Source organism: Salinicola salarius, from assembly GCF_003206135.1.
GTDB classification, from domain to species: Bacteria; Pseudomonadota; Gammaproteobacteria; order Pseudomonadales; family Halomonadaceae; genus Salinicola; species Salinicola salarius.
The window spans coordinates 53016-77901 of the sequence record NZ_PZJT01000015.1; the positions used below are offsets into that span (position 1 = coordinate 53016).

At 61.8% G+C, this 24886-nt stretch carries 16 protein-coding genes and 8 tRNA genes; 16 read left to right on the forward strand and 8 right to left on the reverse strand.

Going from position 1 to position 24886, the window contains the following annotated elements; translation table 11 throughout:
- Window positions 1-328: 328 nt before the first annotated feature.
- The 4 genes from DOM32_RS14040 to DOM32_RS14055 form a co-directional block, all read right to left on the reverse strand.
- The gene (locus DOM32_RS14040; protein WP_110635481.1) at window positions 329-4297 is read right to left on the reverse strand and encodes a hybrid sensor histidine kinase/response regulator; all 3969 of its coding nucleotides are present in this window, start codon (window positions 4295-4297) and stop codon (window positions 329-331) included.
- Window positions 4298-4393: 96 nt separating this feature from the next.
- Window positions 4394-4909 carry a hypothetical protein gene (locus tag DOM32_RS14045; protein ID WP_110635484.1) on the reverse strand — a complete coding sequence of 172 codons (516 nt, stop codon included), beginning with the start codon at window positions 4907-4909 and terminating at the stop codon, window positions 4394-4396.
- Between the two features lie 91 nt (window positions 4910-5000).
- Window positions 5001-6782 carry a sodium:solute symporter family protein gene (locus tag DOM32_RS14050; protein ID WP_110635487.1) on the reverse strand — a complete coding sequence of 594 codons (1782 nt, stop codon included), beginning with the start codon at window positions 6780-6782 and terminating at the stop codon, window positions 5001-5003.
- 6 nt (window positions 6783-6788) lie between these two features.
- A complete protein-coding gene (locus tag DOM32_RS14055; protein WP_071231497.1) occupies window positions 6789-7049 on the reverse strand; it encodes a DUF4212 domain-containing protein in 261 nt (86 codons plus the stop codon).
- Window positions 7050-7765: 716 nt separating this feature from the next.
- Between DOM32_RS14055 and DOM32_RS14060 the strand changes: the two genes are divergently transcribed.
- The 3 genes from DOM32_RS14060 (at window position 7766) to ttcA (ending at window position 11142) form a co-directional block, all read left to right on the forward strand.
- On the forward strand, window positions 7766-9583 hold the full coding sequence (locus tag DOM32_RS14060; RefSeq protein WP_110635490.1) for a putative nucleotidyltransferase substrate binding domain-containing protein: 1818 nt from the start codon (window positions 7766-7768) through the stop codon (window positions 9581-9583).
- A gap of 11 nt (window positions 9584-9594) precedes the next feature.
- Window positions 9595-10212, forward strand: a complete 618-nt coding sequence (locus DOM32_RS14065; RefSeq protein ID WP_110635494.1) for a 3'-5' exonuclease — start codon at window positions 9595-9597, stop codon at window positions 10210-10212.
- Window positions 10213-10287: 75 nt separating this feature from the next.
- Window positions 10288-11142: a tRNA 2-thiocytidine(32) synthetase TtcA gene (gene ttcA / locus DOM32_RS14070; protein WP_110635497.1), complete on the forward strand. Its 855-nt coding sequence runs from the start codon at window positions 10288-10290 to the stop codon at window positions 11140-11142.
- Window positions 11143-11191: 49 nt separating this feature from the next.
- Here the strand turns inward: ttcA and hpxO are convergent, their stop codons facing one another.
- A complete protein-coding gene (hpxO, locus tag DOM32_RS14075; protein ID WP_208625384.1) occupies window positions 11192-12364 on the reverse strand; it encodes an FAD-dependent urate hydroxylase HpxO in 1173 nt (390 codons plus the stop codon).
- A gap of 273 nt (window positions 12365-12637) precedes the next feature.
- Here hpxO and DOM32_RS14080 point away from each other — a divergent pair, with 273 nt between their 5' ends.
- The 13 genes from DOM32_RS14080 (at window position 12638) to DOM32_RS14140 (ending at window position 24185) form a co-directional block, all read left to right on the forward strand.
- Window positions 12638-13363 (forward strand): alpha/beta family hydrolase, encoded by a 726-nt coding sequence (locus DOM32_RS14080; RefSeq protein WP_110635500.1) that lies wholly within the window; start codon window positions 12638-12640, stop codon window positions 13361-13363.
- Window positions 13364-13440: 77 nt separating this feature from the next.
- Window positions 13441-13516 (forward strand) — tRNA-Val (locus DOM32_RS14085).
- A gap of 66 nt (window positions 13517-13582) precedes the next feature.
- Window positions 13583-13659: transfer RNA gene (locus tag DOM32_RS14090), tRNA-Asp, on the forward strand.
- 105 nt (window positions 13660-13764) lie between these two features.
- Window positions 13765-13841: transfer RNA gene (locus tag DOM32_RS14095), tRNA-Asp, on the forward strand.
- A 45-nt stretch (window positions 13842-13886) separates the two neighbouring features.
- A tRNA-Val gene (locus DOM32_RS14100) sits at window positions 13887-13963 on the forward strand.
- Window positions 13964-13967: 4 nt separating this feature from the next.
- Window positions 13968-14044: transfer RNA gene (locus DOM32_RS14105), tRNA-Asp, on the forward strand.
- A 312-nt stretch (window positions 14045-14356) separates the two neighbouring features.
- On the forward strand, window positions 14357-16369 hold the full coding sequence (locus DOM32_RS14110; RefSeq protein ID WP_110635503.1) for an NADPH-dependent 2,4-dienoyl-CoA reductase: 2013 nt from the start codon (window positions 14357-14359) through the stop codon (window positions 16367-16369).
- A gap of 263 nt (window positions 16370-16632) precedes the next feature.
- Window positions 16633-17682 carry a threonine aldolase family protein gene (locus DOM32_RS14115; RefSeq protein ID WP_110635506.1) on the forward strand — a complete coding sequence of 350 codons (1050 nt, stop codon included), beginning with the start codon at window positions 16633-16635 and terminating at the stop codon, window positions 17680-17682.
- Window positions 17683-18015: 333 nt separating this feature from the next.
- Entirely contained in the window at window positions 18016-19938 is a 1923-nt protein-coding gene (locus DOM32_RS14120) for a PrkA family serine protein kinase (RefSeq protein WP_071231341.1), read from the forward strand.
- A gap of 112 nt (window positions 19939-20050) precedes the next feature.
- Entirely contained in the window at window positions 20051-21334 is a 1284-nt protein-coding gene (locus tag DOM32_RS14125) for a YeaH/YhbH family protein (RefSeq protein ID WP_110635509.1), read from the forward strand.
- Between the two features lie 50 nt (window positions 21335-21384).
- Window positions 21385-22941: a SpoVR family protein gene (locus DOM32_RS14130; protein WP_071231343.1), complete on the forward strand. Its 1557-nt coding sequence runs from the start codon at window positions 21385-21387 to the stop codon at window positions 22939-22941.
- Window positions 22942-23048: 107 nt separating this feature from the next.
- Window positions 23049-23324, forward strand: a complete 276-nt coding sequence (locus tag DOM32_RS14135) for an Lrp/AsnC family transcriptional regulator (RefSeq protein ID WP_110635513.1) — start codon at window positions 23049-23051, stop codon at window positions 23322-23324.
- Between the two features lie 42 nt (window positions 23325-23366).
- Entirely contained in the window at window positions 23367-24185 is an 819-nt protein-coding gene (locus tag DOM32_RS14140; RefSeq protein WP_244179935.1) for a DNA/RNA non-specific endonuclease, read from the forward strand.
- Window positions 24186-24356: 171 nt separating this feature from the next.
- Here the strand turns inward: DOM32_RS14140 and DOM32_RS14145 are convergent.
- The 3 genes from DOM32_RS14145 to DOM32_RS14155 all read right to left on the reverse strand — a co-directional run bounded on the left by DOM32_RS14145 (window position 24357) and on the right by DOM32_RS14155 (window position 24711).
- Window positions 24357-24443: transfer RNA gene (locus DOM32_RS14145), tRNA-Leu, on the reverse strand.
- Window positions 24444-24474: 31 nt separating this feature from the next.
- A tRNA-Leu gene (locus tag DOM32_RS14150) sits at window positions 24475-24561 on the reverse strand.
- 63 nt (window positions 24562-24624) lie between these two features.
- Window positions 24625-24711, reverse strand: a tRNA-Leu gene (locus DOM32_RS14155).
- Window positions 24712-24886: the final 175 nt, after the last annotated feature.

Genomic DNA, 24886 nt, shown 5'->3' on the forward strand with positions numbered 1-24886 from the left:
CCGGTCGGCGGGAACGTGATTATCCTGGGTACTGCGACTGATTCGAAATCGGCGGGAACCTCACTGCCGAGGACTTCTCGAGCTCATCTGCGTAATGACGAGGGGGCTCGACGCTCGCCCCCTCGCCGCTCCCCTCTATTGGCGGCACAAGTCCGCTTTCACCTTCAAACTCATTTGCTCGCTCGGGTCGATGCGTAACGGACATCCTGTCCTAACGCGCCTCTTGCGACATCCACGTCGCAAGACCCGGCTCGCAAATGAGCCTGAAGGAGCGGTCTTGAATAGCCGCCGGGCTCTGTGGCAATGAGGTTTGTCAGCGACTGAAAAATCAGTCTTCTTGGTCGCTTGATAGCCTCGCCGCACGGCTCGCCTGCAGCGTTCGCGTCAGCAGGGCGCGCAGGGCGGCCGGGCGCACCGGCTTGAGCAGGATCTGGTAGCCGCCGCGCTTGATCTCCTCGGCGACTTCTTCGGTGCGATCGGCGGTGATCACGATGCCCGGTACGGCCTGCTCGCAGAGCTCTTCCAGTGCTTCCAGGGCCATCATGCCGGTGACTTCGTTGTCGAGGTGGTAGTCCGCGAGAATCGCGTCCGGATCGCCACCCATGTTGCGAAGCGCCGACTTGGCGCCACCGATGGAGGTGGCCGTGTAGACTTCGCACTCCCAGCCTTCCAGCATCGCCTTCATGCCTTCGAGGATCAGGCGTTCATTGTCGATACAGAGAATGCGCGTGCCGGCCAGCTTGTTGCTGACTCGCTTGTTGGATGACGTCTCTTCCGGGGTGGCAGCGCCGCGGCGATCGGCGATCATCGGGACGGAGACCGAGAACACGGTGCCTGCGCCGACCCGGGAGCGGACGAGAATCGGGTGGTCCAGCACGCGGCTCATGCGCTCGGAGATCGACAGGCCCAGGCCCAGTCCGCGCTCGCTCTCCTTGTGGCGGGAGGCCTGATCGAGACGCCGGAATTCCTGGAAGATCTCGCTCAGCTTGGATTCCGGTATGCCGGGACCGGTATCCCAGACCTCGATCATTACCCGCCCGCCGGCGCGTCGGCAGCCCAGCAGGACGCGTCCCTGCTGGGTATAGCGCAGGGCATTGGACAGGAAGTTCTGAATGATGCGTCGCAGCATCTGGGCATCGCTGTCCACCCACAGGCTGGTCGTGACCATGTCCAGATCGAGGCCGCGATCGTCGGCCATGACTTCGAATTCGGCGCGCAGCGGACGCAGGATATCGGCCAGCGGGAACTGGCTGCGGCGCGGCGTGAGCGCGCCGGCGTCGAGCTTGGAGATGTCCAGCAGCGTGCCCAGCAGCTCCTCGGCAGCCTGCAGGGAGTTGTCGATATGGCCGATGGTGCGGCCGTGATCGGGATCCTCGATCTGCTGGCCCAGCGCCGAGGTGAACAGCCTGGCGGCATTGAGCGGTTGCAGCAGATCGTGACTGGCGGCGGCCAGAAAACGCGTCTTCGAAGCGTTGGCGTCCTCGGCGGTCTGCTTGGCCTGGCGCAGCGCCTGTTCGGCCTCGGCGCGAACGCGGTTTTCCTGGCGCAACGCCGCGTTGGCCTCCGATAGCGCCTGGGTACGCTCGCGAACCCGCTCCTCGAGGTTTTCATTGGTCTCGCGCAGGGCGATCTCTGCCAGCCGGCGCTCGGTGATGTCCTGATAGAGCGCGAAGAAGCCGAGGATCCGCCCCCCTTCACCGAAGTGCGGCGTATAGGTCACCAGCATATAGCGAATGCCGCCGTCGCCGTCGTCGAGAGAGATCTCGAAGGTGACCCGCTCGCCGCTCAGCGCACGCTGCATCCAGGGCGTGCGCTGACGCGCCGTCTGCGGAGGCAGTACCTTGTCCGCCCGCTCTCCGATCACCGCGTTGCGGTCGATTCCCATTGCCGCTTCGTAGGCGCGGTTGGTGAAGAGATAGCGACACTCCTTGTCGAAGTAGGCGATCAGTGCCGGCACGTTGTCGGTGTAGATACGAATGTTGCTTTCGGAGCGGATCAGCGCTTCCTCGGTGCGCTTCTGCTGCGTGATGTCCTGATAGGTGTAGACGAAGCCGCCACCCGGCATCGGGTTGCCCAGTACCTCGAGCACCGAGCCGTCGGGGCGGTAGCGCTCGTAGCGGTGCGGCTGGCCGCTGCGGATGTTCTCGATCAGCTGCTCGACGTGTTCCTCGGGGTCGCCGGGGCCGTATTCGCCGTTGTGGGCGTTGTAGCGGAACACCTTCTCCATCGGCGTGCCGACACGGATCAGGTTGTCGGGGAAGCGGAAGATTTCCAGATAGCGCTGGTTCCAGACCACCAGGTTGAGGTTCTGGTCGACCACGCCAATGCCCTGGTTGATGTTCTCGATGGTCGCCTGCAGCAGCGCCCGGTTGAATTCCAGCACCTGTGACGCTTCGTCGACGATCGAGATGACGTCCGAGATGCCGATACCGCGGCCCTGGAGCGCGGAATTGACCACGATGCGGGACGACGACGCGCCAAGTACCGAGGCCAGCAGGCGTTCGGTGAACTGGATGACGTCGATCGAGGCTCGGGTGTTGTTGTCCATGGGCTTGGCGTTGCGCCGGGCGTAGTCTTCGAAGGCACGCTCGACCTGCGACTTGCCCAGGAAGCGCTCGCACAGCACCTTGAGGTCGCCCATGGTCGTGGCGCCCGTCCAGGGGCGGTTGACCGTGGTCTGACGGGTTTCGATGCTGTCGACGAACAGCGAGGCCTGAATGCGCTCGACGACCCGCTGCGGGGTCAACTGCGAGATGAAGATGTAGAAGAACAGGTTGAAGCCCAGCGACAGCATCACGCCGTGGGCGAAACTGTCGGTGACGTTGAGACCGAACAGATGCAGCGGCGAGAGCCACTCCAGCCCCAGCGGGCCGCCGACCAGCCACGCATCCGGCAGCAGGTTGGCCTGGATCAGCGCCGGCATCAGCAGGGTATAGGCCCAGATCGCGAAACCGACGTTGAGACCGGTCACCACGCCCAGGCGATTGCCGCGCTTCCAGTAGAGCCCGCCAAGCAGCGCCGGGGCGAACTGGGCGGCGGCCGAGAGCGACAGCAGGCCGGTGGCGGCGAGCGAGCTGTACTCGGCGACCAGCTGGTAGAACAGGTAGGCCAGGGCGAGAATGACGACGATGGTGAGGCGTCGGGCGCGCAGCACCAACCGGCCGTAGTCCCGTGGCTGCTCCTCGAACCAGCGCAGCCGGAACAGCGCCGGCAGCACGATCTCGTTGGAGATCATGATCGCATTGGAGACGACGGCCATGATCACCATGCCGGTGGCCGCCGAGAGACCGCCGACGAAGGTCATCATCGCCAGCCACGGCTGGTCGGCGACGATCGGCAGGGCGAGGACATAGCTGTCCGGCGAAATGCCCTCGCCGGGAAACAGCGACAGCCCTGCAGCAGCCAGGGGCAGGACGAAGAAGCCGATGGCCACCAGATAGACCGGGAACAGCCAGCGGGCGCGCTTGGCATCGTCGGTGTGGGTATTTTCGACCACCGTGATATGGAACTGGCGGGGAAGGCAGAACACCGCCAGCATCGCCAGCAGCGTCTGGGTCCAGAAACTGGTATCGAAGTTCTGCTCGGTCAGTTGCTGCTGCAGCTTCAGATAGGTATCCGCGCGCGTCAGCAGTTCGCCCAGGCCATCGAACATGCCCCAGGTGACGTAGGCGCCCAGCACCAGAAAGACCAGCAGCTTGACCACCGACTCGAAGGCGATGGCCTGGATCAGCCCTTCGTGATGCTCGGTGGCGTTGGTATCGCGGGTGCCGAAGAGGATCGCGAAGACCGCCATGAAAATGGTGATGTAGAAGGCGGTGTCGTCGACGATCGGCGCCTTCACTGCATGGCCGTCGCTGGTCATCACGCGGAAGGCGCTGGAGACGGCTTTCAGCTGGAGGGCGATATAGGGCAGCGTGCCGATCAGGGCGATCAGGCTGGCAAAGGCGGCCAGCGATTGAGACTTGCCGTAGCGCGAGGCGATGAAATCGGCGATCGAGGTCACGTTCTGGCGCTTGGCGACACGGATCATCTTGGTGATCACCGGCCAGAACAGCAGGAACGCGAGCACCGGGCCGACGAAGATGCTGGCGAACGACCAACCCGATGTCGCGGCCTGGCCAACGCTGCCGTAGAAGGTCCAGGAGGTGCAGTAGACCGCCAGTGCCAGGCTGTAGACGATCGGCCGGCGGCTTGCGGCGCCGTGGCGTCTGGCGTGCCGATCCCCGCGCCAGGCAATGACGAACAGCGTGGCGACGTAGAGCAGTGCCACGACGATCAATAAACCGCCTTCGAACATGAACTCTCTCCCTTGATATGCGGCCATTCTAGGGCAACGCCTACCTCGAGGGCAGCCGCGATCCTGGGTTTGATGTCGATGGTGCCGCGTGCCGGATCAGCTTTCGGAGCAGACCGTCTCGAGTGGCGGGTCGTCGCCCGCGAGATGACGCAAACGGCCGATGTCGGGCTGGCGGCTATCGCCTACGAGCGGGACGCTCTCGCGAGCGCTGCAATTGACCAGATACGCCTGGTGGGTCAGCACGTCGCGATACTGCATTTCGAAACGATAGAGAACGAACTCGACGAGGCGCTCGCCGTTGGCTTGCGATTGCACCAGTTTGTCGCGGTCGACGACGCTGAACGCCGTCGTCAGCGGATAGAGGTAGGTCCATGGGCGCCATAACATCCGGCTCTTCTCGGTCGATACCACTTTCGCTGATTCGGGCAACTGCTGGCGCTTGTATTCATACCAGCCGTATTCGTAGTTGATCTGGTAGGCCAGTAGGCCCAGCCCCGCGCAGGCCGGGATGATCCAGCGCGGCAGACGTTTGCCGCTGAGAGAACGTAACAGTAGCGCCGCGCCGGCGGCGCCCAGGCCGGCGGAGGCTGCCGCGACCAAATGCCATATCATGGTGATTCCTTGCTCAAAGAATCGGGCTTCCCGCTGGGAAGCCCGATTCGAGTGGTGCCAGTTAGCCTGACTCTTCAGGAAGCATTGTCGCTTAGTGATCGATCGCGGCACCAGCCCCCTTGGGATAGCGCACGCTCTCCACCAGATCCTGAATTTCCTGCGGCGGCTCCTCGGTGACGCTGGAAACCATGTAGGCCACGGCGAAGTTAAGGATGGCGCCTACGGAGCCGATGGACAGCGGCGAAATGCCCATTACCCAGTTGGCTTCGGTGTCCGGCAGGTTGTTAGTATCGGGAATGAAGAACCAGCCCTTGTAGACGAAGATGTACACCAGGGTGAAGATCAGGCCCGAGAGCATGCCGGCGATCGCTCCCTTGTTGTTGATCCGCTTGGAGAAGATTCCCATCATCAGCGCGGGGAACAGCGAGGCGGCGGCGATACCGAAGGCCAGCGCCACGACCTGGGCGGCGAATCCGGGAGGATTGACGCCGAGGTACGTCGCGACCACGATCGCCACGGACATCGAAATGCGGGCTGCCCGCAGTTCGCCCCTTTCGGTGATCCTCGGATTGATCGCCCCTTTGATCAGGTCATGACTGATCGCCGAGGAAATCGCCAGTAACAGACCTGCCGCCGTGGACAGCGCTGCAGCCAGGCCCCCCGCAGCGATCAGACCGACCACCCAGCCGGGCAGATTGGCGATTTCGGGATTGGCCAGCACCAGAATGTCGTTGCTGACCTCCAGTTCGTTACCTTGCCACCCGCGGTCGGAGAAGTCGGCGGCGCCGTTGTAGAGTTGAATGTTCCCGTCGTTGTTCTTGTCGTCGAAGGTTATCAATCCTGTCTCTTCCCAAGTGCGAATCCAGTCGGGACGGTCCGCGTACGCGATGGGATTGGCGGCGGCGTCCTCGTAGTTCTCGACCTGGCCGGCCATGTCCGGGTAGATGGTGGTCACCAGATTGAGGCGGGCCATCGAGGCCACGGCAGGCGCGGTCAGATAGAGCAGGCCGATGAACACCAGCGCCCAGCCGGCGGACCAGCGTGCGTCGGCGACCTTGGGAACGGTGAAAAAGCGCATGATGACGTGCGGCAGCCCCGCGGTGCCAATCATCAGCGATAGCGTGAACAGCACCATGTTCAGCTTGTTGTCGACCATCGCCGTGTATTCACTGAAGCCCAGTGCGGTGACGACTTCGTTGAGCTTGGCCAACAGCGGCTCGCCGGAGACGCTGTGATCGGAGAACAGGCCGAGCGGCGGTATCGGGTTGTCGGTCAGTTGCAGCGAAATGAACACCGCCGGGATGGTGTAGGCGATGATCAGCACGATGTACTGAGCCACCTGGGTATAGGTGATGCCCTTCATGCCCCCCAGGACCGAATAGAAGAACACGACAATGGCGGCGATGATGAGGCCGGTGGTCGCGTCGACTTCCAGGAAGCGCGAGAAGGCTACGCCGGCACCGGCCATCTGACCGATGACGTAGGTGAGCGAGGCGATGATCAGGCAGACCACCGCGACCATTCGGGCCGACCTGCTGTAGAAGCGATCGCCGATGAACTCGGGAACGGTGAACTTGCCGAACTTGCGCAAGTAAGGAGCCAGCAGCAGAGCCAGCAGGACATAGCCTCCGGTCCAGCCCATCAGGAAGGTGGAGGCGCCATAGCCTGCCGAGGCGATGATGCCCGCCATGGAAATGAACGAGGCGGCGGACATCCAGTCGGCGCCGATCGCCATGCCGTTGGTGATGGGGTGTACCCCGCCGCCTGCGACGTAGAAGTCCTTGGTCGAACCGGCCTTGGCCCAGATCGCAATGCCGATGTAGACGGCAAAGGAGCCGCCGACGAAGAGAACGTTGATGGCAAATTGACTCATGCAGGCTTACTCCCCGAGACCGAATTGTTTGTCCAGCCGGTTCATCTTCCAGGCATAGAAGAAGATCAAGCCGATGAAGATCAGAATGGATCCCTGTTGCGCGAACCAGAAACCCAGGTCAGTGCCACCGATGGATATGCCAGCCAGCAAGGGTCGTAACAGGATGGCGCAGCCATAGGACGCCAGCGCCCAGACGATCAGGCAGCCGGTTATCAGGCGAAGATTCGCCTTCCAATAGGCAGCAGCGTTGGATTTGTCATCTGCCATATTATCGTTCTCCGCGTCATTGAAGCTGGGAAGTGTTCCGAGTTTATGCCCGCCGGCGGGGCAGCCGCTCGACTACAAACTACGTTTATCATGAGTGATTCACATGCGTACGAATTTTCCGCGGGAAGATTCGATCGACAGGCGCTTTTCGATCACTCGTTTTATGGAGACTAAAGTCGCCTTTATTCACGCCTTGGCTCGTCGACGGGATACGTTATCGACTTGCAATCTCCCTATAGTGCTCAATAGCAATATTGATTAACGAAAACAAGGTCTTAAATCTTCTACCTTAGTATCGTGGAAACGATTGACTAATGACTTATATGTAGTTGATTGGATATGAAACCGCTGTTTAATGATTTTTGATTGAGGTCTATAAGACCATGGTCTAGCCGAAAGTGCGGGGCGTTGATTCCGGCTGAGTGTAGATATTCTACTTTGCTATAAAAGTGACAATTCACGATCAATAAAAAATGTGAGGTTCGTTAAGTTATAATGAGCTGGCAAACAAATCGCTAAATGTAGAGTGTCGGAAGGATATCGGGAGAGTATGCAGAGCGCCGTAGATTGCGTCTCTGCCTGCGCATCGCTGCATGGGCTTTTCAAGGGTGAATTCTCGTGGCTGAAACGATACGACAGTTCGAGCATGCCTTCCTCGAGCCCGCTCGCGGCAGGGTGCTCGGCAAGAGTGCCATTGCGATGACGGGGGCCGGCTGATGGTCGACATGGACCTTTCCCAGCCGCCTTTCACGCTACTCGACGATAGCGGGCGTGAGCGTGTCGTTCGTGGCGTCGATCTGCTCTACTTCAATCGCGGCGAGATCATTCTCGACGCCGGCCAGCCCGGCGAGTTCGTGTACATCATCCACAAGGGAGAGGTCGCGGAGCTCGACCCCCACGCGCCGAGCGATCAGGCGCGCATTGCCCATTACACGGCTGGCGACCTGTTCGGTGCTATCAGCATTCTCAAAGGGTCCAGCCGATATCGCTTCAAGGTGGAGCAGGAAAGCCTCTGCTATGCGATGCCCAAGACACTCTTCGAGCACCTTTGCGACGATTACCCGGCTTTCGCCGACTTCTTCCAGCGCGGGCTGGCGCAGAAGACCCGCCTGCTAGCCGAGCGTCGCGCCGAAAGTGGCGTGAACATGGCGGGTTTCATGCTGGCTCGGGTCAGCGCCTGCATGCGAGCGCCGTTGATCGTCGAGGCGACCACCAGTATTGCCGCGGCGGTCAACCGGCTCAACGAGAGCCATGCCGACAGCTTGCTGGTCGGCAAGGACGGTCGCTTCGGGGTGGTGACCAAGACCGATCTGCTCAATGCGTTAGTGATGGAAGGCGCGACGCAGGCGCGTCCGGTGGTCACCATTGCTCACTTCGAGCTGGTTTCCGCCGCTCCCGATCAGTATCTGTTCGAAGCGCTGGTGCAGATGACCCGGCATCAGGTAGCCAGGGTGGTGGTGGTCGAGCAGGACCGGCCGGTTGGCGTGGTGGAGTTGACCGATGTGCTCAGCCATTTCTCGAGCCGTTCCTACATGGTCAGTCTCGAGCTCGAGCAGGCCGACGATCTCGAGGCCCTGGCTCGCGCCAGCGCACGGTTGCCGGAGCTGGTCCAGGCGCTGATGGCCCAGGGGATCAAGCTCCGCTTCGTCATGGATCTGCTGGCGGCGCTCAACGGGCGTATCGTCGACAAGGCCTATCAGCTTCTCGTCGCTCCCCGCTACCGCGCTCAGAGCTGTCTATTGGTAATGGGCAGTGAAGGACGCGGTGAGCAGATCCTCAAGACCGATCAGGATAATGCGCTGATCGTCACCGACGACAGCGATTGGCCCGATCGCGAAATCGCCATGCAGCGTTTCACCGAGACACTGTATACGCTGGGCTACCCGCCCTGTCCGGGCAATATCATGGTCTCGAACCCTGCCTGGGTAGATAGCGAGAGCGGCTGGCGAAGGACGATCGCGCGCTGGGTCGAACGCCGTGACGGCGCGTCGCTGATGAATCTCGCCATCATGCTCGATGCCCGTGGCGTCGCCGGCGATACTCGTTTGCTGGATCGCGTGCGCGAACATCTCTTCGCCAGCTGCTCCCACGATGAATTGCTGCTTTCCTACTTTGCTCGGGCCGCGCTGCATTTCGCCGCGCCGTTGACCCTGTTCGGCACGCTCAAGACGCCCAGGCACGGTATCGACATCAAGAAAGGCGGTATCTTCCCGATCGTGCACGGGGTGCGCACCCTGGCGCTGGAATGTCGCATCAACGAGACATCGACCCTGGCTCGGCTGGCGGCGCTTGCCGAACAGGGACGGCTGGAAGCGGACTTTGCCGCGGATCTCGGCGAGGCGCTGGCGCTGTTCATCGAACTGCGCCTCAAGCAACAGCTGGCCCAACTCGACGGACGGCAGAACAGCGACGAACCCAATCTGGTCGTGGTTCAGTCCCTGTCGTCGCTGGAGCGCGACCTGTTGCGCCAGGCGCTGCATATCGTCAAGGATTTCCAGCAACGTCTGACGCACCGTTTTCATCTCGAATACTGACGAGGACTGTGATGATACGTTCGCTACGCCGTGTGGCCGATCGCCGCCGCCAGGCGGATGGCCGCTATGGCTGGCTGTTCAGTCCCTACACCGGTGACGAGATGGTGGCCATCGACTGCGAGACCACCGGCCTCGATACCAGGACCGCCGAACTGGTTTCGATCGCTGCGGTACGCATTCAGGGCGAGCGCGTGCTGACCAGCGGCTCGCTGGATCTGCGCCTTCAGCCGCCGGCCAGCCTGCGCGGTGATTCCATCAAGATCCATCGCATGCGCGGGGTCGACTTGAATGATGGTGACGAGCTGGGGGAGGCGCTGGAAAAGTTCCTCGATTTCATCGGCAATCGCCCGCTGTTGGGTTGGTGCATCGATTACGACCGGGCGGTGATCGACCGTCAGCTTCGGCCGCTGTTCGGCTTCAGCCTACCCAATGCATGCCTTGACGTGGCACGGCTCTATCTGCGCGAGATGCATCGGACGCGCCCGCAGCTGGAGCCGACGGTAAATTTCGAGTCGGTCGCCGAGGCGCTCAATGTGCCGGTGATGGGTCGCCACACCGCCCTCGGTGATGCGACAACCACGGCCTTGATGTACATACGCCTGAAGAAGGGCGCACTGACGACAAGTTAGCGAGGGCGCATCGCAAGTCGCCGGGCGCAGTGATAGCATGAGCGCGCCTTCATACCCATATGTGTCGTTCGACCCATGCAAGCATCTACCGTTACCCAGAAGTACGAGTTCAACAAGCTGCAGAAGCGCCTGCGCCGTCAGGTCGGCAACGCGATCATCGATTACGGGATGATCCACGAGGGCGACAAGGTGATGGTGTGCCTTTCCGGCGGCAAGGACTCTTACACCATGCTGGAGATTCTGATGAATCTGCAGCGTAACGCGCCGGTCAATTTCGAACTGGTCGCGGTCAATCTCGATCAGAAGCAGCCGGGTTTCCCCGAGCACGTGCTGCCCGAATATCTGGATGCCAAGGGGGTGAACTACCACATCCTCGAGCGCGATACCTATTCGGTGGTCAAGGAGAAGACGCCGGAGGGCAAGACCACCTGTGCGCTCTGTTCGCGGCTGCGTCGCGGCTCGCTCTACGGCTTCGCCGAGGAGATCGGGGCGACCAAGGTGGCTCTCGGGCACCACCGCGAGGACATTCTGGAGACGCTGTTCCTCAACATGTTCTTCGGCGGTTCGCTCAAGGCGATGCCGCCCAAGCTGCTGTCGGACGATGGCAAGAACATCGTCATCCGCCCGATGGCCTACTGCCGCGAAGCCGATATCGCCGAGTTCGCGCGCCAGCTGGCGTTCCCGATCATTCCCTGCAACCTGTGCGGCTCGCAGCCCAACCTGCAGCGTCAGGTGGTCAAGGAGATGCTGGCGGAGTGGGAGGTCAAGCATCCCGGGCGGCTCGAGACCATGTTCAAGGCGGTGACCAACGTCGCGCCCTCGCAGCTCGCGGATCGCGATCTGTTCGATTTCGAGGGGCTGGAGGCGAAGCAGCGTCAGATGCAGGAAACGCGGATCGATGCCTTCGATCTGCTCGCCCGCGAAGCCTGAGCGAACACGGTGCCCACAAGGCCCGCCGGNNCCGGCGGGCCTTGTGCATTCATGCCAGCGGGCCGCCAAGTATCGTCTTGCTCATTCCGCCCATGATGTGGGTGCCGTCCTCTTCGGCCAGTTCGGCGTACCAGGCGCGTGTCTTGGCGGGATCGGCGCCATGGGTCGTGTCGGCACGCTGGCGTGCGCGCGTGACGATACTGCCGACGCGCTGGACGCGGGCACGGTCGTAGGCTTGCAGGGCGGCGGGAATGTCGCCATCGGCATCATCGAGGGCGCGAGCCAATACCCAGGCGTCTTCCATCGCCTGACAGCCCCCCTGGCCCAGATCCGGCGCCATGCCGTGCGCCGCGTCGCCGAGAATGGCGGCACGTTCGCCGATCAACGTCTCCAGCGGTTCGATGTCGTGAATCTCCACGCGGGCCATCGCGGCGGGGTCGAGGCGTTCGATCAGCCGCTGAACCGGCGGTGCCCAGCCGGCGAAATGCCGTGCGAGCTCGTCACGATAGCTGGCGGGGTCGTTGGTCGTGCCGGCGGGCAGCGGGACGTCGAAGAAACAATAGAACTCGGGCGAGGCGCCTTCGCCGCTCATCGGCATCATCGAGACGCGCTGATGGTCGCCGACGTACTGCACCCACTGGTCGAGCGGGGCGAGATCGGGCGTGGCGGCGACCCGTACGTTCCAGTTGACGTAGCCGCAGTAGCGACGCTTCACGGCATGGCCAAGCGCCCGTTCGCGCAATCGGGAGTGCGTGCCGTCGGCGATCACGATCAGGTCGGCCCGGCGCGTCGAACCGTCGGAGAGGGTGGCTTCCACGCCGCTGTCGTCGCAGCGGTAATCGGTACAGGCCAGACCGAGCGTGACGTTGCTGGGTCCCACGGCATCCAGCAGCAGCTGCTGGAGCGACGCCCGCGCGATGGGGCAGGCACGCTGTCCCACCTGGTCGTAGAGCGGCTGCAGGCTGAAATGGGTCAGGGGCTGGCCGTCCTTGGTGAAATAGGCCATGTCGTTCATGCGCCCGCTGGCCTGCTCGACGGCATCGCCCAATCCCAGGGCCTTGAGCACCTTGACGCCGTTGGACCAGACCGAGATGGCTGCGCCCACCGGGCGAAGCTCGGCGACGCGGTCGATGACCTCGACCTGATGGCCTGCCTTCTGGAGCGCCAGGGCGGCGGTGAGCCCGCCCATACCGGCGCCGATGACGAGAACGTTCAGCGTCATGGGGATGTCCTGATTGTTGTCGTTAGCTTGTTGTCGTTGGCTTGTTGTCATCAAGGAATGCGTCGTTGAACGACGTATCCTGACAAACCTGTCATGCGAAATGAGCACGACCAGAAAACCTGACCGATCGATCAGGTTTTGTCATCCTACGCAAAAAAGAGGCCGCATGGGAATGCTGGGGCATCGTCGGGCTTGCCGCGAGGCCTCACCGATTCCTCGCTGGCACCGGCCGAAACGGCATGATCTGCCGGAACCGATCGACAAGGGGGTACGATGACCGGAACGACCGCAGTTCCATCACTCGAGACTCAGGATAGCGAAGCATTACGTGCAGCGCTGGCAGCGGGCGACGGCGCGCACCATGAGACCGCCCTGGGCGGATTCGTCGTCGAAGGAGAGGCGAGGCATGCGCGCCTGATGCTCTGTCACGGGGCAGGGGCCGGGCACGATTCCCCGTTTCTGGTCCGGTTGCGCCAGCAGTTGGCCACACGCGGCATTCAGGTCGTGGCGCTGGAGTTCGATTACATGGCGACCATGCGCAAGGAGGGCAAGCGACGGCCGCCGCCCAGGATCGAAAGACTGGTGGCGGAGCTGGCCGAATGGCGTCGGGCGTTGCTGGCGCTGGATGGCGAGACACCGCTGTGGGTTGGCGGCAAGTCCATGGGAGGCAGGATCGCCAGCCTGCTGGCCACGCAAGTCGAGGTGGCGGGGCTGGTCCTGTGTGGTTATCCGTTTCATCCCCCCGGCAAGCCCGCGCGCCTGCGACTCGATCACTGGCCGGAGATTCGTTGCCCGCTGCTGTTGCTCCAGGGGACGCGCGACCCGTTCGGACGACGTGACGAGGTCGAGGGATACGATCTGCCGGCACAGACGGAGTGCCACTTCCTGGGGGGCGGAGACCACGATTGGAAGCCGCCCAAACGCCACGCGCAGACGCAGTCGACATTGATCGACGAGGCTGTCGGCCACGTGGCGCGGCGGCTGAGCGCAAGTGAATGATCCGGATGGAAAATAGTGTCGTGAAAAGCTGTTGACTTTCGACCGGTCACAGGTAGAATGCAGCGCCACGTGACCACGGGTGGTTAGCTCAGTTGGGAGAGCACCAGCCTTACAAGCTGGGGGTCACAGGTTCGAACCCTGTACCACCCACCATTACGTTTTCGTAATGCTCGGGATCACGTGTTGCAAGAACCGTTGCAAAAAGCAATTGGAAAATGCGGACCGGTAGTTCAGTTGGTTAGAATGCCGGCCTGTCACGCCGGAGGTCGCGGGTTCGAGTCCCGTCCGGTCCGCCATTTCCATCGACATTGACAAGCCCCAAAGGCATGCAATGTCACCCGCTAGTCGCGTAGTTGGTATCGTTGGTCTGCGTTTCGACTCATACCCCCGATGCATCGAGTGGACCGGTAGTTCAGCTGGTTAGAATGCCGGCCTGTCACGCCGGAGGTCGCGGGTTCGAGTCCCGTCCGGTCCGCCATACTTCGCATTGCTGGTGCTTGTTGTATCGAATTGTTTGACGTCTGGGTGGTTAGCTCAGCTGGTTAGAGCACCAGCCTCACATGCTGGGGGTCACAGGTTCGAGTCCTGTACCACCCACCACAGCGGACCGGTAGTTCAGCTGGTTAGAATGCCGGCCTGTCACGCCGGAGGTCGCGGGTTCGAGTCCCGTCCGGTCCGCCATCGACGTCTTCTGTTCCGATCATCTCCTCGCCGTTTTCCCCGCTGTTGCGATGTCGTCAAGCCGACGCGTGACTCATTCGATGTTTTCACGCCATTCGACAGTCTTCGTGCCCCAGCCTCGCTCGTATTTTATCGATCTGTCTTGTTTTGCCTTGTCTTGTTCCGTTCGGCTCAGCGCTGCTCGTCCTCGGCCGCACCTTGATACCGCTTTGGTGGAATGGTTCCCGTCGGCGTTTTCGTTACACTGATGTTCATACGTGCGTTTGAAAGCCGCTATCGGCGGTAAGCGCCCCGACATGAGTGGATCCAACCGTGACGCGTTTTCCCCATCTCTTTCGCCCTCTGCAAGTCGGCTCGTTGATACTGCGCAATCGCGTGGTGATGGGGTCGATGCATACCAATCTGGAAGAAGCGCCGAACGGCTTCGAGCGTCTGGCGGCGTTCTATGCGGAACGGGCGCGTCATGGTGTCGGCTTGATCGTTACCGGCGGCATCGCGCCCAATGCGGAAGGGGCGGTCTTCCAGGGCGCCGCCAAGCTCACCGATCGCGCCGAGGTCGAGCGGCATCGTCCCGTCGTGGATGCGGTTCACGCCCACGGCGCTCATGTCTGCCTGCAGATACTGCATGCGGGCCGCTACGCCTATTCGCCGGATCTGGTGGCGCCCTCGGCGATCGCCGCGCCGATCAACCGTTTCACGCCACGTGCGCTGAAGGGCGACGAGATCGAGCGGCAGATCGACGACTTCGTCCGCTGCGCCAGGCTGGCCCAGGCCGCCGGGTACGACGGCGTCGAGATCATGGGTTCGGAAGGTTACCTGATCAATCAGTTCCTTTGCCGCCGTACCAACCATCGCGATGACGCCTGGGGCGGCGATAGCGCGGGACGCCGGCGCTTCGCGATCGAGATCGTGCGACGGATTCGCGAAGCCTGCGGCACGGATTTCCTGCTGATCTTTCGACTGTCGATGATCGATCTGGTCGAGGAGGGTAGCACCCGTGAGGAGATCGTGGCGCTGGCGCAGGCGATAGAAGGCGCCGGGGCGGACATGATCAACAGCGGCATCGGTTGGCATGAGGCGCGGGTGCCGACCATCGTCACCAGTGTGCCGCGTGCGGCGTTCGTTCCCGTCAGCCGGGCGGTACGCGAGGCGATTTCGATACCGCTGATCGCGACCAATCGTATCAACATGCCGGCGGTGGCGGAGGCGGTGCTGGCCGAAGGGCATGCCGATCTGGTGTCGATGGCGCGTCCCTTCCTGGCCGATCCGGCGTGGATGAGCAAGGCCGAACAGGGCCGGGTCGACGAGATCAACACCTGCATCGCCTGCAATCAGGCCTGTCTCGATCACACCTTCAAGGGCAAGCTGACTTCCTGTCTGGTCAATCCGCGCGCTTGCCACGAAACCGAGCTGACGCTGACACCGACCGATACGCCCAGACGGATCGCCGTGGTGGGGGCCGGCCCGGCCGGGCTGGCTGCCGCCGTTGCCTGCGCCGAGCGTGGGCATCGAGTGACGCTGTTCGAGCGTGATTCAAAGATTGGCGGCCAGTTCCGGTTGGCGCAGCGGATCCCGGGAAAGGAGGAGTTCGCCGAGACTTTGCGCTATTTCACCACTCAGCTGACGCTGCGCGGCGTGGAATTGTGTCTCGATATCCAGGCCGATGTTCAGCAATTGCGGGGCTTCGACGAGGTTGTCATCGCTACTGGCGTCAAGCCTCGCGAGCTCGAGATCGAAGGCATCGATCACCCCAGCGTGCTGCCCTATCCCGTGGCGATCCAGCATCCCGAGCGCGTGGGGCGACGAGTGGCGATCATCGGTGCCGGCGGGATCGGTTTCGATGTGGCCGAACTGCTGGCCCATGCGGACTCGCCTGCCGAGGACGTCGAGCGCTGGTGCGACGAGTGGGGCGTTGACCTGTCGGTGGCTACCGCTGGCGGGCTGAAGCCGCGGGTGCCGCCAGCGGTGCCGCGCCAGATCACGCTGCTACAGCGCAAGGCCGGCAAGCCGGGCGAAGGGCTTGGCGTGACCACCGGCTGGGTTCATCGTGCCGCGCTGCGGGCGCGCCGGGTCGAAACGTTGTCGGGCTGCGTCTATCAGCATATTGACGATGATGGATTGCATGTCAGCGTCAACGGGGAGGCCAGGCTATTGGCGGTCGACAATATCGTGGTCTGTGCGGGTCAGGAGTCGCAGCAGACACTTCATGAGGCGCTGGTCGCAAGCGGCGTGAGGGCTCATCGAATCGGCGGTGCCGATCTGGCTGCTGAGCTCGATGCCAAGCGTGCCATCGAGCAGGGCGTGCGACTGGCGGCGAGTCTATGAGCTGGGGCCGGTTGCGTTGAGTCAGCGTGAGTGGCGAGTGCTCGTGCGCTGCCGAGCGTGGAAGACAGGTGTTAAACTGGAATTTCACCAGTGAGCGCGAGCCGTGCGACGGCGACCCCGTCGCTCCCCGGGTCGCGCTTCTTGTTATTCAGGCTGCCGTGTCTCGTGACCGCCATGCCTGACCCTCAGAAAACGCAGACTCTCGTGCCGTGATCGGCCTTGGTCGCTTTTTCTCGATGGAGGGATCGTACAAGGACCCCCAGATGACATCCGATTGTAGCCCTCGCTATCTGGCGAGCGATAACACCTCCGGCATCTGCCCGGAAGCCCTCGATTACTTGATCCGGGCGAATGCCAGCGATGATCTCGCTTACGGCAACGATGCCTGGACCCACCGCGCCGCAGACCGCTTCCGCGAACTGTTCGATTACGACTGTGACGTCTTCTTCGTCTTCAACGGCACCGCCGCCAACTCGCTGTCGCTGGCGGCGCTGGGCCAGAGCTATCACAGCGTGATCTGTCACGAACTGGCTCATATCGAGACCGACGAGTGCGGCGGGCCGGAGTTCTTTTCCAACGGCTCCAAGCTGCTGACCAGCCCCGGCGAAGATGGCAAGCTGACGCCCGAAGGCATCGAGCGGCTGGTGGTGAAGCGTAACGACATTCACTATCCCAAGCCGCGGGTCGTCTCGATCACCCAGGCCACCGAGGTGGGCACCGTCTACTCCCGCGAGGAGCTGCTGGCGATCCGCACCGTCGCGGACAAGTACGACCTGCGTGTCCACATGGACGGGGCGCGCTTCGCCAATGCCTGCAGTGCCTTGGAGGCGTCTCCGGCAGAGCTGACCTGGCAGGCCGGTGTCGACGTGCTCTGTTTCTCCGGTACCAAGAACGGCTTGCCGATGGGCGAGGCGATCCTGTTCTTCAACAAGGAACTGGCCGAGGACTTCGCCTACCGCTGCAAGCAGGCGGGACAGCTGGCATCCAAGATGCGCTTCATCGCCGCCCCTTGGCTGGGGCTGCTCGAGTCCGGCGCCTGGAAAAGCAATGCCGATCATGCCAATGCCATGGCGCGTTATCTCGCCGACGGGCTGGCCGCGCTACCCGGTGCTTCGCTGATGTTTCCGACGCAGGCCAACAGCGTCTTCGTCAGCCTGCCCGAGCCGGTCATTTCGCAATTGCGCGCCAAGGGCTGGACCTTCTACACCTTCATTGGCGCTGGCGGTGCGCGATTCGTGTGCTCCTGGAATACCACGTCAGAGCTGCTCGACCAGCTATTGGCCGACGCCCGGGCCGCTTTCGACGCGCCCTGATGCAGGCCGGCGCCCTGAGGGCTCGGGCGCCGGTTTTCCCGTCTTTTTCTCCTTGCTCGATTCGCAAAAGAATTTTGTCGTGATTTTTCTGTGAGTTACCGAAAACCGCGCGATGCGGCGCGTTTTATCGGCGCAAAATTCCCCGTGCATCGAAACCGGATCGTGGTAGCGTGTTCTAAAGCGTGTGTTCCGACGCTGCGTTGAAAAGACTCGCGAAACGGGTCTGCCCGACGCTTCGTGCATCTGTCTATGTCTGTCTATGCTGTTAGTCAGCTAGCCCGGCTGGCAGGGCATCCGTCCTGCGCGGTTGGGGGTCATGACCAGGAGGCTTCCATGAGCATCTTCGATCACGTGCAGAGCCGTTACGAACAGGTTCAACAGGAAGAAATGAGCCTGCAGGAATATCTAGAGCTGTGCCGGAAGGATCCCCGTGTCTACGCCAACGCCGCCGAGCGGATGCTGAGTGCCATCGGGGAACCGGAAGCGATCGACACGGCCAAGGATCCTCGCCTTTCCCGTATTTTTTCCAACAAGGTCATTCGCCGCTATCCCGCCTTTGCCGAGTTCTATGGCATGGAAGAGGCGATCGAACAGATCGTTGCCTACTTCCGGCATGCGGCTCAGGGGCTCGAGGAGCGCAAGCAGATTCTCTACCTGCTGGGCCCGGTCGGTGGCGGCAAGTCGTCGCTGGCCGAGCGCCTCAAGCTGCTCATGGAGCGTGTGCCGTTCTACGCGATCAAGGATTCGCCGGTCTACGAGTCGCCGCTCGGGCTGTTCTCGCCGGAAGAGGATGGCGAGTTGCTCGAGAAGGAATACAACATTCCGCAGCGCCATCTGCGGGGGCCGATGTCGCCCTGGGCCGCCAAGCGCCTCAAGGAGTACGGCGGCGATCTGTCGCAGTTCCGCGTGGTGCGTCTGCATCCGTCGCGACTCAATCAGATTGCGGTGTCCAAGACCGAGCCGGGCGACGAGAACAATCAGGATATCTCGTCTCTGGTGGGCAAGGTCGATATCCGCCAGCTGGAGCTCTATTCCCAGGACGATCCGGATGCCTACAGCTTCTCCGGCGGCCTGTGCAAGGCCAACCAGGGGCTGATGGAGTTCGTCGAGATGTTCAAGGCGCCGATCAAGGTGCTGCATCCGCTGCTCACGGCCACTCAGGAGGGGAACTACAACCCTACCGAGGGCATGGGGGCGATTCCCTTCGATGGCATTATCATGGCTCACTCCAACGAGAGCGAGTGGCAGCAGTTCCGTAACAACCGCAACAACGAGGCATTTCTCGACCGCGTCTATATCGTCAAGGTGCCTTACTGCCTGCGCGTTTCCGAAGAGATCAAGATCTATCAGAAGCTGCTGGAGCATTCGTCGCTCAACGAAGCCCCCTGCGCGCCGGATACGCTGCGCATGCTGGCGCAGTTTTCGGTGCTGTCGCGGCTCAAGGAGCCGGAAAACTCAAGCATCTATTCGAAGATGCGGGTCTACGATGGCGAGAACCTGAAGGATACCGATCCCAAGGCCAAGTCGATCCAGGAGTACCGTGACGCGGCCGGGGTCGATGAAGGCATGAACGGACTCTCCACGCGTTTCGCCTTCAAGATCCTCTCCAAGGTGTTCAACTTCGATGCCCACGAGATCGCCGCCAACCCGGTGCATCTGCTTTACGTGCTGGAGCAGGCGCTGGAACGCGAACAGTTGCCCAAGGAGGTCCACGAGCGCTACCTGCGGTTCATCAAGGAGTACCTGGCGCCACGCTACGTCGATTTCATCGGCAAGGAGATCCAGACTGCGTATCTCGAGTCCTATACCGAGTACGGCCAGAACATCTTCGACCGCTACGTGACCTACGCCGACTTCTGGATCCAGGACCAGGAGTATCGCGATCCGGAGACCGGCGAGCTGTTCGACCGGCAGTCGCTCAACGAGGATCTCGAGAAGATCGAGAAGCCCGCCGGGATCTCCAACCCCAAGGACTTCCGCCACGAGGTCGTCAATTTCGTGCTGCGCGCCCGCGCCCACAACAACGGCATGAACCCGAGCTGGCAGTCCTACGAGAAGCTCCGCGGCGTGATCGAGCACAAGATGTTCGCCAATACCGAGGAGTTGCTGCCGGTCATCTCGTTCAATGCCAAGGCGTCGGCGTCGGATCAGCGCAAGCACGAGGATTTCGTCGATCGCATGGTGCAGCGCGGCTACACCGAAAAGCAGGTGCGCCTGCTCTCCGAATGGTATCTGCGGGTGCGCAAGTCGCACTAGCGCGTGGTTAGTTGATGTCAGCAGGAGCGGCGGCTGCGAGTCGGGCCGCGCTCCCCGAGGCTGAAGGCCATTCTCGGATGGCCGCTATCGCAGCCAGTCTGCGGGAGGTGCCATGAGTTACTTCATCGATCGACGCCCCAACGCACGCCACAAGAGTGCGGTCAATCGTCAACGGTTCTTGCAGCGCTATCGTTCCCACATCAAGCGCGCCGTGGAAGAGTCGGTGAATCGGCGCTCGATCACCGATATGGAGCGCGGCGAAAAAGTCTCGATTCCCACCAAGGATATCTCCGAGCCTTCGTTTCAACATGGGCCGGGTGGCCGGCGTACGGTTGTGAGTCCGGGAAACAAGGAGTTTGCCGAGGGAGATCGATTGCGCCGCCCCGGGGGCGGAGGCGGTGGTGGCGGCAGTGGCGAGGGTCAGGCAGGGAATCAGGGCGAGGGCATGGACGAGTTCGTGTTCTCGCTGTCACGAGAAGAGTTTCTCGATTTCGTCTTCGATGGCCTGGAGCTGCCGCATCTGGAGCGCAAGCAGCTGCAGGTTCTGGAAGAGACCCGGCCGGTAAGGGCAGGCATCTCCAAGGAGGGCGTGCCGGCGCGCATCAATATCGTACGTTCGATGCGCGAGGCCCAGGCCCGGCGTATCGGCATGCGGGCGCCATTGAAACGAGCGCTGCGCGAGGCCCAGGAGGCGCTCGACATCGAAGAGCGCAAGGACCCGGTGTTGCGCAATCCGGCGCGTATCGATGAGCTGAAATCCGAAATCACCCGGCTGGAGAAGCGGATCGCGTCGATTCCGTTCCTGGATACCTACGACCTGCGCTACAACCACCTCACGCATCAGCCGATGCCATCGAACCAGGCCGTGATGTTCTGCATCATGGACGTCTCCGGCTCGATGACCCAGGCGCACAAGGATATCGGCAAGCGCTTCTTCCTGCTGCTCTATCTGTTTCTCGAACGCAATTACGAGAAGGTCGAGCTGGTGTTCGTGCGCCACCACACCGTGGCCAAGGAGGTCGACGAAGAGGAGTTCTTCTATTCGCGGGAGACTGGCGGCACGATCGTCTCCAGTGCCCTGACGCTGGTCAACAGCATCATCGAGGCGCGCTACGCGCCCGAACAGTGGAATCTCTACGTGGCCCAGGCCAGCGACGGCGACAACTGGGATGACGACTCGTCGACCTGTCTCGAGCTGCTCAATGAATCGTTGATGTGCAAGTTGCAGTACTTCACCTACGTGGAGATCACGCCTCATGCCCACCAGGCGCTGTGGGAGGCCTACGACACGGTGCGGGCGGCCTATCCCGAGCGCTTCGCCATGCAGCAGATCGTTCAGGCGGAAGATATCTATCCGGTCTTCCGCGAGCTCTTTCGGCAGCGTGCGCAAGGCTGACATCGATATCGCGGGCAGCAGGATGGGACGGACGCAGCGAGGAAACCACGATGACGCGACGCAAGCCCATAGCCACCGGTTCGGATTGGAACTTCGAGGCGCTCGAGTCCTACGAGCGTGCCATCGCCGAGTTGGCCAGGGAGTATCGGTTGGACACCTACCCCAACCAGATAGAGATCATTACCTCCGAGCAGATGATGGATGCCTACGCCAGCGTGGGCATGCCGATCGGCTATCACCACTGGTCGTTCGGCAAGCAGTTCCTGTCGGTGGAGCAGGCCTACCGTCGTGGCCAGATGGGGCTGGCCTACGAACTGGTGATCAATTCCGATCCCTGCATCGCCTATCTGATGGAAGAGAATTCGCTGATGATGCAGGTGCTGGTCATCGCGCACGCCTGCTACGGGCACAATTCGTTCTTCAAGGGCAACTATCTGTTCCGAACCTGGACCGATGCCTCGGCGATCGTCGATTATCTGGTCTTTGCGCGCAGTTATGTCGCCAAGTGTGAAGAGCGTCACGGAGTCGAGGCCGTCGAGCAGTTGCTCGATGCCTGTCATGCCCTGCAGAACTACGGCGTCGATCGCTACAAGCGGCCTTCGCCGATTTCGGCCGATGAAGAAGCGCGTCGCCAGGAGGAGCGGGAGGCGTATCTGCAGACGCAGGTCAACCGACTCTGGAGCACGATTCCGCCGGTAGTGAGCGAGCTGGCCCAGGAGCCGCTGCATGATCACGAGAACGATCCGCTGGGGCTCCATCGTCACGGTCGCTATCCCAGCGAGCCGCAGGAGAACCTGCTCTATTTCCTCGAGAAGAATGCGCCGCTGCTGGAGCCGTGGCAGCGCGAGATCGTGCGTATCGTGCGCAAGCTTGCCCAGTATTTCTATCCGCAGCGTCAGACCCAGGTAATGAATGAGGGCTGGGCGACGTTCTGGCACTACACCTTGATGAACCGCCTTTATGACGACGGCCTGATCGACGAGGGCATCATGCTCGAGTTCCTGCAGTCGCATACCTCGGTCATCACCCAGCCGGGTTTCGACAGCCCTTATTTCAACGGCATCAATCCGTATGCGCTGGGATTCGCGATGTTCAGCGATATCCAGCGCATCTGCCGGGCACCGACCGAAGAAGACCGCGAGTGGTTCCCCGACATCGCCGGCAGCGACTGGCTGGAGACGCTGCATTTCGCGATGCAGAACTTCAAGGACGAATCGTTCATTCAGCAGTTCCTGTCGCCCAAGGTGATTCGCGATCTCAAGCTCTTCAGCCTGGTCGATGATGACCGCGACGACAGCCTCCAGATCGAGGCGATTCACGACGACCGTGGCTATCGCCGGATCCGCGAGGCGTTGAGCGTGCAGTACGCGCTATCCGCTCGCGAGCCCAACATCCAGGTCTGGGAAGCCGACATTCGTGGCGATCGATCGCTGACGCTGCGCCATGTGCAGGATCGTCGGCGTCCGCTGGGGCAGAGCCTGTTTCCGGTCATGCGCTATCTGCACCAATTGTGGGGATTTCCCATCAAGCTCGAATCGACGGAAGAAGGCGATATCGTGCGCCGCTATCAATGGCCGATTCCCGAGCCGACGCGAGAATCGGCGTGAATACGCCCGTGCGGCATGCCCAGTCGCAGAGCTGATATACTCGCCCGATCGCTATCATTCTGGTTATGGGTCTGCCGGTTGCGGGCCTGATTCGGTGGGAGAGGGAAATGCAGAACGCCGTCATTCTGATCAATGTCGAAAAGGGCCGGATTCGCGGTGTCGCCGAACAGCTGGCCGACCTGGAGGGAATCAGCGAAGTCTATTCGACCTGCGGTCGCTATGACCTGATCGCCATCGCCCGCACGCGGGATTTCGAGTCCCTGGCCACGCTGGTGACCGAGCGCCTGATGGGCGTCGAGGGGATTCGCGATACCGAGACACTCAATGCCATGCAGGTGCATTCGCGCCACGATCTCGATGCCATGTTCTCCGTCGGCCTCTGAGTTCCGGTGGCGCGTCGTCGAAGGCGAGGACTGCTGGGGCAGTTGGCTCGCTCGTCTCGGATAGGGCTCGTTTTTGTCGTCGTCATCAGCGGGCTGTGGTACTGGCAGGAAGGCGATGTTCGCGACCGGCTAAGCTGGATGGGCGTGCCCGAGTGGCAGTGGAACGACTGGCGGGGCTGGAACCGCGTGCTGCGCAACGACGGCTTCCTGGTGGGGTGGTCGGACGTGCGGGGCGAGGCGCTGTGGGCGGGCTATGTCCTGAATCGTGTCGATGATACCCATAGCCAGCCGCGGCCCGATCGCTTCGAGTCCGACTGGCGTAGCCTGTGGCCGATCAGCAGTGATGACTACACCCATAGTGGCTACGATCGGGGGCATCTGGCGCCGAATTATGCGATGTCGGTCGTTCATGGCCGCGATGCGCAGCTGGCCAGCTTCCTGATGACCAACATCACCCCGCAACGGCCCAAGCTCAATCGGCAGCTGTGGCAACGCCTGGAAGAAGCCGTCATCGATGACTTCGTGCCGCGTTTCGGTCGCGTGTGGGTCATTACCGGGCCAGTCTTCGATGATCAACTGCTGCATCGGGTGGGCTTTACCCAGATCCCCGTGGGCTTCTACAAGATAGTGGTCGTTCCCGATCAAACGCCGCGGGCGCTGGCGTTTTTCATGCCCCAGAACGTGGCCGGCAACGAGCCGCTGGACCGTTTCCTGATCACCATCGACGAACTCGAGGCGCGTACCGGGCTCGATTTCTTCCCGCAACTGGCCGACTCCGTCGAGCGTCGAATGGAAGGGCGCGTAGAGACCGCCGGTTGGGGGCTGGAGGCCGTTTCGACACGTCCGGGGCGTTATCAGTAACGTCCGTGGGCGTCGTCGAGCCTGCGTCTTGATGCCGAGCGTTGATGAAACAGAAAGGTGTTGATGAAACAGGAGGGCGTTGAAAAACGGGAAAAGCTAGAGAACGGGAGAGGCAGAAACAATGACAAGAGGATGAAGCAGAGTGTCGCGAGGAAACGATCACATGACACATGGTGCCCAGGAGAGGACTTGAACCTCCACGTCCGTAAGGACACTAGCACCTGAAGCTAGCGCGTCTACCAATTCCGCCACCTGGGCGTGTCATGCAAATCTGATACTGCAGTCTGGATGGTGCCCGGAAGAGGACTTGAACCTCCACGTCCGTAAGGACACTAGCACCTGAAGCTAGCGCGTCTACCAATTCCGCCATCCGGGCTTATCCGGCCTTGAATGCATGGCTTTCGCGAATTTTCATTCCCGAAATCCCCACCGTAAGCGATGGTGCCCAGAAGAGGACTTGAACCTCCACGTCCGTAAGGACACTAGCACCTGAAGCTAGCGCGTCTACCAATTCCGCCATCTGGGCCAAGGCGCGATGCATAATACCGACTCTGTGTCCGAATGCAAGCCTCTCGTGTGCGGTATCTGTTTCGCTCCGGCATCACCTGGTGTTGCGGCGATACGCGCCGTCGGCACGGCAATTGGTCACGTTGGACAGTGCATGGTTGGGTCGAGCAGACGTGGCCGCTATACTTGGGGCA

Excerpts from the sequence above, each read along its gene's own strand:
- DOM32_RS14120 (WP_071231341.1), top strand. The coding sequence starts at position 18,016 with ATGAGCATCTTCGATCACGTGCAGAGCCGTTACGAACAGGTTCAACAG.
- DOM32_RS14065 (WP_110635494.1), top strand. The coding sequence starts at position 9,595 with ATGATACGTTCGCTACGCCGTGTGGCCGATCGCCGCCGCCAGGCGGAT.
- ttcA (WP_110635497.1), top strand. The coding sequence starts at position 10,288 with ATGCAAGCATCTACCGTTACCCAGAAGTACGAGTTCAACAAGCTGCAG.
- DOM32_RS14060 (WP_110635490.1), top strand. The coding sequence starts at position 7,766 with ATGGTCGACATGGACCTTTCCCAGCCGCCTTTCACGCTACTCGACGAT.
- DOM32_RS14055 (WP_071231497.1), bottom strand. The coding sequence starts at position 7,049 with ATGGCAGATGACAAATCCAACGCTGCTGCCTATTGGAAGGCGAATCTT.
- hpxO (WP_208625384.1), bottom strand. The coding sequence starts at position 12,364 with ATGACGCTGAACGTTCTCGTCATCGGCGCCGGTATGGGCGGGCTCACC.
- DOM32_RS14050 (WP_110635487.1), bottom strand. The coding sequence starts at position 6,782 with ATGAGTCAATTTGCCATCAACGTTCTCTTCGTCGGCGGCTCCTTTGCC.
- DOM32_RS14125 (WP_110635509.1), top strand. The coding sequence starts at position 20,051 with ATGAGTTACTTCATCGATCGACGCCCCAACGCACGCCACAAGAGTGCG.
- DOM32_RS14045 (WP_110635484.1), bottom strand. The coding sequence starts at position 4,909 with ATGATATGGCATTTGGTCGCGGCAGCCTCCGCCGGCCTGGGCGCCGCC.
- DOM32_RS14115 (WP_110635506.1), top strand. The coding sequence starts at position 16,633 with ATGACATCCGATTGTAGCCCTCGCTATCTGGCGAGCGATAACACCTCC.
- DOM32_RS14080 (WP_110635500.1), top strand. The coding sequence starts at position 12,638 with ATGACCGGAACGACCGCAGTTCCATCACTCGAGACTCAGGATAGCGAA.
- DOM32_RS14135 (WP_110635513.1), top strand. The coding sequence starts at position 23,049 with ATGCAGAACGCCGTCATTCTGATCAATGTCGAAAAGGGCCGGATTCGC.
- DOM32_RS14040 (WP_110635481.1), bottom strand. The coding sequence starts at position 4,297 with ATGTTCGAAGGCGGTTTATTGATCGTCGTGGCACTGCTCTACGTCGCC.
- DOM32_RS14130 (WP_071231343.1), top strand. The coding sequence starts at position 21,385 with ATGACGCGACGCAAGCCCATAGCCACCGGTTCGGATTGGAACTTCGAG.